The following is an 11,446-nucleotide window of genomic DNA, read 5'->3' on the forward strand; positions in this document are numbered from 1 at the left end:
CCACCAGGTCATGCACGATCCGCACCTCGTCCACCCCGACCGGCGCCACCGCCGCCTCCCCGTCCGGCGCCGACCCGATGTACAGGCGGCCGAAGCCGAACGACCCCCCGCCGCCGCTGGGACGGCACACCTCGGTGAGCAGACCCAGCGGTCCACCGGCCAGCACCGCGCACAGGCGCCTGCTTCCCCGGCTAGGCTCGACGAGCTCCCCCACCTGCACCTCGCGCCCCCTTGCCTCAAAGCAGACCCCTGTGCCGCGGGCCCTTGCCCTGACCACTATCGGGAGGAATCGTGGTTCTCATCCCGTGCTAGTACGGGATCTGCTCAAAACTTCCATTGGAGGCAGCGATGAACGCCGCACCGGGAACCTGGGCCTGGCCGCCGCGAAGCCTGCTGCACAGCCTCGGACCGGCCGCCCGCCAGCGGTTTCTGGCCCTGGGCACGATGATCGAGTACGAGCCGGACCGCAAAGTCATCCGCGAGGCCGACGAATCGACGTTCGTCCTCATCCTGCTGGACGGCGTGGTCAAGGCGACCGGCCGCACCCAGGACAGCCGCGACGCGCTCCTCGCCGTCCGCGTCGGCGGCGACCTGGTCGGCGAATTCGGCGTGATGGACGGCCACCCCCGCTCCGCCACCATCACCACCTGCGGAGTGGTCGTCGCCCGCCTGATCACCCGCGACACGTTCCTGACGACCCTGCGCGACGACCCCCCGATAGCCGCAGCAGTAAGCGCCTCCCTCATCACAAAACTCCGTGCCTCCAACACCCGCCGCATCGAGTTCGCCGGCACCGACGCCCCCACCCGCGTCGCCCGCATCGCCTACGACCTGGCCCTCACCTACGGCGAACCGGACGGCGACACGGTCATCCTGCGCTGGCCCCTGACCCAACCCGAACTGGCAACCCTCATCGGCGCCGCCGAACCCACGGTCCACAAGGCCCTGCGGGAGCTGCGCGAGGCCGGGGTGCTGAGCACGGGGTACCGCGGGTTCCGGGTCAACGATCTCGAACGGCTCAAGCAGGTCGCTTATCCAGCCACCGCGTCAAAAGCGCCACCGAAACAACAAGAACCGGAATAACGACATGCCGCGCAGCGTCCGGAATGACAAGCGCCGTCAGGCAAACAGTCAGCACCGCGCACCCGCGAGCGACCCCGCGTAGCAAGCGGATGCCGGCAGCGGCTGCCAGAAGGTAGACCGTGACCACGAGCGTGGAGGGGACGACCACCAGCGTCTCGGTCCCCCACCGGAAGCCGGCGGCCGCGGCCAGCCCCGCGTAGGCGATCGCGGCGACCGTGACGATGCCGCCGACCGGCACCGAACGCCGGTTGATATACGCGCTCTGATGCGGCAGCCAGCGGTCGCGGGCCAGGCTGTAGCCGAGGCGGGAGACGCTGGCGATGAAGGCGTTGGCGGTGCCCAGGCTGATGAGGACGGCGATGACCGCGGCCGCGATGTTCGCGCCGGGCCCGAAGGCCGAGCGCAGGAGGAGGCCGATCGCGACGTGGTCGGTGTGCGGGTCGCCGTAGGTGCCGGTGAGGACGACCGCGGCGGCGATGCCGAGGTAGAGCACTGAGACGATCGCGATGGTGGCCGCCACGGCGCGCGGGACGTCCCGGTCGGGGTCGGTGAACTCCTCGGCGAGGTGCGCCACGGCCTCCCAGCCCGCGAAGGCGAAGAAGAGCACGATGACGCCGTCCGCGACCGGGCCGAGGCCGTGGGGCGCGAAGGGGTGGAGTCTGTGTACTGACATGTGTGGCGCGGCCGCCGCCGTGGTGAGGACCAGCGCCACGGCGACCGCGGCGGCCAGGGCGAGCTGGGTGCGTGCGCTGACCCGCCGGCCGTGCAGGTTCGCGGCCACCGCCGCCGTGAGGATCGCGACGGCGACGAGGTAGGCCCAGCCGCTCCCCAGGTTCAGCGCCTGGGCGACGTAGTAGCCGCCGGTGAGCGGGACGATCGTCTGCCCGAACGAGCCGGCGGCGAAGTAGAGCCAGCCGGTCAGGGCGCCGGCGGTCGGGCCGAACGCGCGGCCGACGTACGTCGCCACGCCCCCGGCCTCCGGAAAGCGGCGCGCGAACGCGGCGAACATCCAGGCCAGCGGCACTCCCAGGACGCAGGCGAACGCCCACGACAGCAACGACGCCGGCCCGGCCATCGAGGCCACCTGGCCGGGCAGCACGAGCACCCCCGCGCCGAGGATCGCGCTGACGTAGAGGGCCGTGCCCTGCCACCGGCCGATGTGCCGGGTGAGCTGGGCCGGAGCCGTCGCAGCGGGAGATGTCGAGGAGTCGGTAATCATCACCAGCCACTCTGCGGGGTTCCCAAGCGGCACCGTGAGTGGCAAATTAGCCACTATGCGCAAGGAATCAGACGGGGCACCCGACAAGACCGGCCTGACCACCGATCCGCATAGTCAATCCGCCACAGCCACCCACCAAATAGCCCTGGTAGCGATCCCAGGCGTCCGCCTCTTCGAACTGGCCATCGCCGCCGAAGTCTTCGGCGTCGACCGCCACGACCTCGTCCCCGACTGGTACGACTTCGCCCTCGTCGCCAGCAGCCCCTCCGGCGAGACCATCTCGCACGGCATCACCGTGCCCGCCGGGCGCGGACTGGACGCCCTGCGCAGTGCCGACACCGTGATCATCCCCGCCTCGGCCGAAGCCCACAGCGGTGCGCCGGCCGAACTGCTCGCCGCACTGCGCGCAGCCCACGCTCGCGGGGCTCGCATCGCCGCGATCTGCTCCGGCAGCTTCGTCCTCGCTGAAGCCGGGCTGCTCGACGGGCGCCGCGCCACCACGCACTGGATGCACGCCGACGAGCTCGCCCGCCGCTACCCGACTGTGGACGTCGATCCCGCCGTCCTCTACGTCCACGACGGGGTGTGGACCTCGGCGGGCAGTGCTGCGGGCCTCGACATGTGCCTGGAATTGGTCCGGCGGGACCACGGGTCGGCGATCGCCAATGAGATCGCGCGCCGTATCGTGATTCCGCCGCACCGGGACGGTGGCCAGGCGCAGTACATTCGCGCGGCCGCCGGCGTCAGCGAATCCGCCCCGAAGCGGGACGTCTACGAGTGGGCGCGGCGCAATCTGCGCGCCGTCACCGTCGCGGCGATGGCCGAGCACCTGGGAATCAGCACTCGCACTCTGCACCGCCGCTTCCTCGACGAGACCGGCCGCCCGCCGCAGGTCTGGCTGCAACGCCTGCGCCTGCAATCGGCCGCCGAGCTGCTGGAGTCCACCGATCTCGGCCTCGACGCCATCGCCCGCCGCGTCGGCCTGGGCACCGCCACCAACCTGCGCGCGCAGTTCGCCGCCGTCTACGGAGTGCCGCCCGCGCACTACCGCCGCACCTTCCGGCCGGCCTTGGAGCCCGCGAGCGCCGGGCCAGGGAGAGCCGAATGATCCGCATCCACCTGGATCCGGCGACACTTGCGCGCACCCGGATCGCGATCAGCCCGCTGGCGGAGACGGTCAGTGCCCTGCAACTGGTCCAGCGCAGCGGGCCGCGGGCCGCGTGGCCGTACACCGGCTGGGCCAAGCAGGCATGGGAACTCCTGCAAGCGGACGAGCGCCTGGCCCCGCTGGGGATCTACGCGCTGCTCCAGGAGTGGCAAAAGTACGGCCCGACACCGGACTTCTTCGACCCGGTTCCCGAAGCACCGCGCGCGGAGTTGGCCGAGGAGCTGGAAGCGCTGCGCCGCACGCCCGCAGCACTGATCAAGGAGCAGTTCGCACGACACTACCCCGCGGAGCTGCCCAAACCGCTCCAGCCCTTCCGCGACGATCACACCGCCACACTCAACATGCTCGCCGACGCGCTCAGGGAGTTCTGGCGCGGTGCGCTGGAGCCCGTGTGGCCGAAAATGCGCGCGGCCCTGGACGAGGAAGTCGTGCTGCGAGCCCGCTCGCTGGCCTCCCACGGCCCGGAGTCCGTGATCGCCGGACTGGGCGGTCGCACGGTGTGGGAGGAGCCGGTGCTGTCGCTCCCCAAGCTCAAGGAGTCCAAGCGCTACACCGTCGATCAGCGCCTGGTCCTGGTGCCGCTGATCTTCGCGCAGGAGCGGGTCTCCTGCTCCACCGACCATCCGCACCTGCTGCGCGTGAGTTACCAGGCGCGGGGTGCGGCGCTGCTGGCCGGTGGCGCGGCCGCACCGTCGGCGGCCGAGCCGGATCGCCTGGTCCCGCTCGTCGGGACACGGCGTGCGGCGGTCCTGCGGGCCCTGGAGGTTCCCGCCACCACCAGCACGCTCGCGGCCCGGTTGGCGCTGGCTCCCAGTACCGTCTCGGAGCAGTTGGCCGCGCTCGTGGCGTCGGGGGTCGCGCGGCGGACGCGTTCGGGTCGGCAGGTCTTCTACGAGCTGGAACCGGCCGGTGAGGTGCTGCTCGCGCTGTTCCAGGCAGGCGTGGACCCGGCTGCGGAACCAGCCCCGGAACCAGCCGCAGACCCAGCCGCTCCGGTAATCGACAGCCCATGATTCGGTGACACCGAATCGTTTGAGCCCCCGCACCGACCCGCATACCGTGGCGCCGTTCCACCAAGGAAGGGCGCCACCATGACAGAGTTCGTACCCGCGCGCGCCGCGGGCATACCCCCGCCGCGCGAGGTCCTGCGCACCGTGCTGCGCAGACAAGCACGTCCCCTGACGATCGCCGCCGTGGGCTCCTGCGTGCATCAGGCATGCGAGGCACTGGTGCCGCTCGCGATCGGTCTGGTGGTCCAGAACGCCGTCGCCGGCGGCGACCTGTCCGACGCGCTGCTGGCCGTCGCGGGCGTGCTGGCGCTGTTCGTGGTGTTGGCGACCGGCGGCGGGCTGGCCTTCTACCTCAACGCCCGCAGCGTGTTGCGGGAGGCGCACCGGCTGCGCAGCGATGCCACGGCCCGCATCCTCGCCGACCCGGCGGCCGGGGCCGGGCGCACCGCCGGGGAGTGGGCCTCAGTGCTCACCTCCGACGCCACGGCCACCGCGCAGGCCGCGCGCGCCCGGTCGAACGTCGTCTCCGGGGCGGTCGGGCTGGCGGTCACCGCGGCGGTGCTGCTGCACATCGACCTGTGGCTGGGGTTGGGCACCCTGCTGACCATGCCGCCGCTGATCCTCGGGATCGATGCGATCAGTCCCCGGCTGGAGGCCAGGCTGCGGGAGCGGTCCCAGGCCGCCGGGCTGGCCGCGGCGCTCGCCGCGGAGCTGGTGCGCGCGCTGGCGCCGCTGCGCGCGTTCGGCGGAACCGGGGAGGCGCTGCGCCGCTACCGCGCGGCCACCGCCCGCTGCCTGGACGCCGACCTGGCCGCGGCCTCGGCGAACGCGGTGGTCGCCGCCGCCGGCCTGGTCTCCACGGCGTTCGTGACGGTGGCGATCGCGGCGGCGGCCGGGTGGATGGCCTTCGACGGGCGGATCGACGTGGGCCAGTTCGTGACCGTGGTGGCGATGGCCTCGTTCGTCGGCGATCCGGTCAGCAGGATCGCGTTCGGCGTGCAGCAGCTGAGCGCCGCCCGGGCCGGCGCGGCGCGCATCGCGCCGCTGCTCGGCACGTCCCCAATCCACGACGCCGAACGAAGCCATAGCCACGCCGCTCCGATGGGCCTCGATCATCCACCGACACTCCATCAGGAGCCTGTGATCCTCGAGAACGTGTCGGCGGGGCCCATCCGAGCCCTGACACTCCGACTCGATCCCGGCGCCGCGGTCGGCGTGGTCGCCGTCGATCCCGCAGCGGCCGCGACGCTGCTGGCGATCCTGCGCGGTCGGCAAGCGCCCAGCACCGGTTCGGCGCGCCTGGGCGGCCAGCCGTTGCTGGTGGTCCCGCACCAGATCCACCTGCTCGGGCGCACCCTGACCGAGGCACTGCAAACCGGCCGCGACACCGATCCGGCCCGCATGCGAGAGGCCCTGGTCACCGCGAGCGCCACGGACCTGCCGGAGCAGCTGACCGAAGCCGGGTCCAATCTCTCCGGCGGCCAGCGTCAGCGGGTGGCCGTGGCCCGCGCGCTCGCCGCCGAACCGGCCGTCCTGGTGCTCAGCGATCCGCTCACCGCCCTGGACGCGGTGACCGAAGACCAGGTCGCCGCCCGGCTGCTCGCGACCCGCCGGGCCCAGGGCGGCGCCACCGTCGTCCTCACCACCTCGCCGCCCCTGCTCTCGCGCTGCGACCACGTGCTCTACATCGACGCGCAGGGCACCGTGCTCGACGCCACCCACGCCGAGCTGATGTCCGAGCCCGGCTACGCCGCGGCGGTGCTGCGATGACCGCGCTGCCGGTGGCCACCGGCCGCCAGACCCTGTCCACGATGCTGCGCCTGGCCCGGAGCCACCCGCGCGGCTGCGTGGCGACCGGGGCGTGGACCCTCGCCGCCGCGCTGGCCACCGTGACCGGACCGCTGCTGCTCGGCGCGCTGGTCGACGCGGTCAGCAGCCGGCACCGCGGCTCGGCCGGACCGCTGCTCGCGCTGCTCGCCGTGGTCGGCGTGGCCGGGGCGATCCTGACCGCACTGGCCCAGCGCGCGATCGTCGCGCTCGCCGCGCGCATCACCGCCGCGCTGCGCGAGCGGATCCTCGGCCGGGTGCTGACGCTGGACTCGACCGTCGTGCACGGCGCCGGAAGCGGCGACGTGACCTCGCGGGTGACCGAGGACATGGAGATCTTCTCGGAGGCGGCGCCGCTGCTGGCCGAGGTGTTCGCGGCCACGGTGACCGTCGCCGTGTCGTTCGTCGGCTTCAGTTCCTTGGACTGGCGCTTGGCAGCCGCGTTCGTCATCGTCTTCCCGGTCTACGCGCTGAGCCTGCGCAGCTATCTGCCGAAGGCCGGTGCGCGCTACGCGGCCGAACGCCGCGCCGCCGCCGACCGCACGCAGACGATCCTCGAATCGCTGCACGGCGCGGCGACCGTCGAGGCTTTCGACATGGCCCCGCTGCAAGCCGAGCGGGTGGCCGCGTCCTCGGCGCGCGCCACCGAGGCCGGTATCAGCGCCCTGAGGCTCTCGCTGTGGCTGACGAAGACGATGAACGGCGCTGAGGCCTTGGGCCTGTCAGCGATCCTGCTCACCGGCTCCGTGCTGGTGCACGACCACGTGATCGCCGTCGGCGCGGTGGCCGCCGCGGCGTTGCTCTTCCACCGGCTGTTCGATCCGCTCGGCACACTGCTGGGTTCCTTCGACGACGTCCAGCGCGCCGGGGCCGCGCTCTCGCGCATCGTCGGCGTCGCCGACATGCGCGGGGCGGAGCCGGTGCCCGTGCGCGCGCCGGACGGTCCGGTCACCATCGAGGCGTGCGGGGTGCGCCACTGCTACGACGGCACGACCGAGGTCGTGCGCACCATGGACCTCACCGTGCCGGCCGGCACGTCGGTCGCCGTGGTCGGGGCCAGCGGGGCGGGCAAGTCCACGCTGGCCGCGATCATCGCCGGGCTGCTGCCGTCCTCAGCCGGCACGACCGCCCTGCGCGACGCGCACGGCACGGTGGCCAGCGCAGACCTCGACGAAGCGGGCCGATCCCGCTGGATCGGCATGGTCGCGCAGGACACGCACGTCTTCACCGGGACCCTGCGCGAGGACCTGACACTGGCCGTGCCCGACGCCGACGACCACCGGATCAGCGCCGCTCTGGCCACCGCCCGCGCCCGCTGGGCCACCGCCCTGCCCGACGGCCTCGACACCCGGATCGGCCCCGACGGCCTGCACCTGGACCCCGCCCAGGCCCAGCAACTCGCCCTCGCCCGCATCGCGCTGGCCGATCCCCCAGTCGTCGTGCTCGACGAGGCGAGCGCCGAGGCCGGCAGTGCGCACGCTCACGAACTCGAGGAAGCCGCCACCGCATTGATGCACGGGCGCACAGCGCTCGTCGTCGCGCACCGACTGTCGCAGGCGCGGGTCTGCGACCGCATCCTCGTCATGGACGACGGCCGGGTCGTCGAGGAGGGCACGCACGACGAACTGCTCGCGCGCGATGGGCGGTACGCGGTGTTGTGGCGGATGTGGACGATGCGCGCGCATGCTCCGGCCGAGCCGGTTCGAGCGGTGTCGGGTCGGGGTTGAGGGCGTCGCTTGGGCACCGCGTGGGCACCGCTCAAGGGCGCCGCTCAAGGGCACCGCTCAAGGGCACCGCTCAAGGGCACTGCTTGAGGGCGCTCTTAGGGACCGCACCGGCAGCTCGCGCAGTAACGCGTCGAGGAAGATATCGAATCTGGGTGCTGCTTCGCGCAGGTTCAGCGAGTACTCCGTGCCGGCCAGCCAGCTCACGATCGAGGTGGCGAAGATGTACCAGCTCTGCTCGGCCAGCTCCGGGCTGGCGCCGGTACGAGTGGCAGGTGCTAGTGACAGGTGGCAGTGACAGGCTTGTGGCTTGCGGTTGGCATGTTGGTTAAAGGCGATTTTTACGGAACTACCTGGTATTGACTAATCACGGATCGAGACGCAGTTCGCTGTGGTGCTCGATGTGCGTGGGCGGCTGCCGGTTGTGTGGGTGGTGCGCGCAGGTCCGAGTCACTGCGCACGCGTTGTGTTGGCGGCAATCGCTGCGTGTGGTGGGTGCCTGAAGTCAACGGCAGGCGCCTCCGGCGGGGGCTCTTGGCTCCCTCGGGGAACTGGCGCGGTTCCATAGGGGGGTCGCCTCAGGGCCCTGCGCTGGCGGTTTGTGAGGTGGTGCGGTTCGTTCCCCTCGGTCGCGTCGTCAGCCCCAAGGGGTACAGCGCCGAACCCCGGGAGTAAAGTCCGCGCGCTGCGGTCAGGCGTGGAAGTGGCGGCTACGTACAGCGCGAACTTGACTCCCGAGAACCGGCACTGTAGGCAAAGCCCTGCCGACGCGACCGAGGGGAACGAACCGAAAACCGACCGGAAGAAGAGCAACCGCAGGGCCCGTAGACACAGGCTGGTTGATGCCGCTGCCGGTGAGGCCCTGGCGGCGGGCCGGTAGTCAGTTGGTCGACAACATACCCGAGTGCAGCACAGTGCAACGGCGCCGGAGGTGAGCTTCGAGGATGCGGGCGGGATCGAGCTCGGTGACCAGCTACCTTGTGCTGGTCTGACTCGGCATACCTGCCACGCCGGATGTATCGGTTGGGGCTGCCGGGCCGGTCCGCACCCGCCAGCCCAGAGTGCGCACCCGCGCGACTGCCGCGCCGCCAGCCTCCGGACCGGCGGCCGAACTCGTCGAGTCGCCGGTCCCGCACCACTCGGCTTTGCACCTATCCGGTCGGTTTTCGGTTCGTTCCCCTCGGTCGCGTCGGCAGGGCTTCGCCTACAGCGCCGGTGGCCGGGAGTCAAGTTCGCGCTATACAAACCGCAGCTTGCAGGCCCGACCGCAACGGCGCGGACTTTACTCCCGGACACCGGTGCTGTACCCCTTGGGGCTGACGACGCGAGCGAGGGGAACGGACCGTAGCCACCTCACAAACCGCCGCCGCAGGGCCCTGACCCGGCCACCCTATGGAGCAGCGCCAGTTCCCCGAGGGAGCCGAGAGCCCCCGCCGGAGGCGCCGGGCTCTTCACCATAGCTCTTGACCTTGATCTTGCTTGGGCTCTTGATCTTGATCTGGCCGTTGATCTGCTCTTGTTCCGACTTGCCGGAGTTGAAGAGGCCTGAGGTGAGGCGGGATCGTGAACACGGGAACCGGCAGCCGACAAGCACACCCGCCACCCCGAACCCCGAACCGGCACAACCATGACCGAAGGCCGTAAAATGTCTTTACAACCAACAAACTAAAGTAACCCGCCCCGCAAACTTCAGCCCCGAAAGAACCCCCGCAGCGTTGCCTCAGCAGCGGGTCACGCTGCCCCGCAGCGTCGGCCAGGTTTCAAGTTTCGCATACCGCTGACCATCCATAACGGCTGACCATCCATAACGAGCGCCGCGTCCCACGAATCCGCAGCCGGCCGCCATCGCCCACCTTGGCCGCTCCCCCAACACAGGGTGAGGTCCGAGTGAATCCAGATGAATAGCTCCCGCGCCCGGCACCAGCGCGCCTCGGGAGCGTTTCCGCAGGCCGGATGCGGTTACTCAACCGGTTGTGACTGGCAACAGTGTCCTGCTCGCGCTTGTAGTAGCCACAGCGCTGGGCTTCGACTTCACCAACGGCTTCCATGACACCGGCAACGCGATGGCCACGTCCATCGCCACCGGGGCGCTGCCGCCCCGGGTCGCCGTCGCCATTTCCAGTGTGCTGAACCTGGTCGGCGCGTTCTTGTCCTTCAGCGTCGCGGCCACGATCGCCAGCGGGCTGGTTCAGACCCATCTGGTGACGCTCACGATGGTGTTCGCCGGGCTGGCCGGCGGCATTCTGTGGAACCTGGCCACCTGGTACCTGGGGCTGCCCTCCAGTTCCTCGCACGCCCTGATCGGCGGGGTCATCGGGGCCGGGCTGGCCTCGGCCGGCGGGCACGCGGTGCAGTGGCACGGCGTGACCTCCAAGGTCATCCTGCCCGCGGTCCTGTCGCCGGTGATCGCGGGGTGGTGGCCGCGGTGGGGACGTTCCTGGTCTACCGGATCAGCCGCGGCGTGCCGGAGGAGCTGCGGGGACGGGGCTTCCGGCTCGGACAGATCGGGTCCGCTTCGATGGTCTCGCTGGCGCACGGCACGAACGACGCGCAGAAGACCATGGGCATCATCACGCTCGCCCTCATCGCGAACGGCTCGATCGGCGCCCATGCCAAGGCGCCGGTGTGGGTCATCATCTCCTGCGCGCTGGCGATCAGCCTGGGTACCTACGTCGGCGGCTGGCGTGTGATCAGGACCCTGGGCAAGGGCCTGGTGGAGATCGAGTCGCCGCAGGGGATGACCGCGGAAGCGGCGTCCGCCTCGGTGATCCTGCTCTCCAGCAGCTTCGGCTACTCGCTGTCCACGACGCACGTCGCCACCGGCTCGATCCTGGGCTCCGGCGTGGGCAAGAAGGGCGCCGAGGTGCGCTGGTCGGTGGCCGGCCGGATGGCGTTCGCCTGGGTACTGACGCTCCCGGCCGCGGGCCTGGTCGGCGCGCTGGCCTACGCCACGGCCCACGGCATCGGCGGCACTACCGGCACCTCCACGATCTTCGTGGTCCTCGCCGCCTGCGCGACCGGCTTCTACCTCGCCTCGCGCCGCACCGCGGTGACGGCGTCGAACGTCAACAGCCAGTGGTCCGGCTCGATGGCCCCGACGCCGGTCCCGGCCGGCGCGGCGCTGTGAACGGCTGAAGGGAGCGGATGAGCCGTGAATTCCTGGATCAATCTGAACGCGCTGTGGAAGATCGTCGTGATCGGCCTGCTCATGGGGGCCGGGCTGCCCGCGCTGTTCGCCGTCGGGCTGCGGGCTTTGGTGCCCCGGGGCGGGACGGTGGGCGGGACTGAGGCCGGGGCCGCAGCAAGCCCGGCCCTACTCGGCAAGCTGATCGCAGGGCTCTGTTTCGCCGCGATACTCGCGGCTATGGCTTGGGGTATCTACAGCATCGTCCACAACAGCTGACAAAGCTCTACA

8 protein-coding genes and 1 pseudogene are annotated in these 11,446 nt (G+C 71.2%); 7 read left to right on the forward strand and 2 right to left on the reverse strand.

The features are described from left to right. On the reverse strand, window positions 1-220 hold a 220-nt coding region (locus tag IZR01_RS20390; RefSeq protein ID WP_194898947.1), incomplete at its 3' end, for a hypothetical protein. 128 nt (window positions 221-348) lie between these two features. Between IZR01_RS20390 and IZR01_RS20395 the strand changes: the two genes are divergently transcribed. Next, window positions 349-1,083 carry a Crp/Fnr family transcriptional regulator gene (locus tag IZR01_RS20395; RefSeq protein WP_194924751.1) on the forward strand — a complete coding sequence of 245 codons (735 nt, stop codon included), beginning with the start codon at window positions 349-351 and terminating at the stop codon, window positions 1,081-1,083. Here the strand turns inward: IZR01_RS20395 and IZR01_RS20400 are convergent. Continuing rightward, window positions 1,019-2,302 carry an APC family permease gene (locus tag IZR01_RS20400; protein ID WP_194924752.1) on the reverse strand — a complete coding sequence of 428 codons (1,284 nt, stop codon included), beginning with the start codon at window positions 2,300-2,302 and terminating at the stop codon, window positions 1,019-1,021. The two genes, IZR01_RS20395 and IZR01_RS20400, sit on opposite strands and share 65 nt — an antisense overlap. A gap of 55 nt (window positions 2,303-2,357) precedes the next feature. Here IZR01_RS20400 and IZR01_RS20405 point away from each other — a divergent pair, with 55 nt between their 5' ends. The 6 genes and pseudogenes from IZR01_RS20405 to IZR01_RS20430 all read left to right on the forward strand — a co-directional run bounded on the left by IZR01_RS20405 (window position 2,358) and on the right by IZR01_RS20430 (window position 11,434). Then, window positions 2,358-3,410: a GlxA family transcriptional regulator gene (locus tag IZR01_RS20405; protein ID WP_194898950.1), complete on the forward strand. Its 1,053-nt coding sequence runs from the start codon at window positions 2,358-2,360 to the stop codon at window positions 3,408-3,410. Further along, a complete protein-coding gene (locus IZR01_RS20410; protein WP_194898951.1) occupies window positions 3,407-4,483 on the forward strand; it encodes an ArsR/SmtB family transcription factor in 1,077 nt (358 codons plus the stop codon). Before IZR01_RS20405 ends, IZR01_RS20410 begins: the two co-directional genes overlap by 4 nt. 78 nt (window positions 4,484-4,561) lie before the next feature. Then, complete coding sequence (locus IZR01_RS20415) at window positions 4,562-6,250, forward strand: ABC transporter transmembrane domain-containing protein (protein ID WP_194924753.1); 1,689 nt, start codon at window positions 4,562-4,564, stop codon at window positions 6,248-6,250. Then, on the forward strand, window positions 6,247-8,034 hold the full coding sequence (locus tag IZR01_RS20420; protein ID WP_194924754.1) for an ABC transporter ATP-binding protein: 1,788 nt from the start codon (window positions 6,247-6,249) through the stop codon (window positions 8,032-8,034). Before IZR01_RS20415 ends, IZR01_RS20420 begins: the two co-directional genes overlap by 4 nt. A 1,970-nt stretch (window positions 8,035-10,004) precedes the next feature. Further along, window positions 10,005-11,158 (forward strand): annotated as a pseudogene (locus tag IZR01_RS54305) (inorganic phosphate transporter). A gap of 24 nt (window positions 11,159-11,182) precedes the next feature. Further along, entirely contained in the window at window positions 11,183-11,434 is a 252-nt protein-coding gene (locus tag IZR01_RS20430) for a hypothetical protein (protein WP_194924755.1), read from the forward strand. Window positions 11,435-11,446 lie beyond the last annotated feature (12 nt).

It is taken from the genome of Catenulispora pinisilvae (assembly GCF_015356865.1).
Classification (GTDB): domain Bacteria; phylum Actinomycetota; class Actinomycetes; order Streptomycetales; family Catenulisporaceae; genus Catenulispora; species Catenulispora pinisilvae.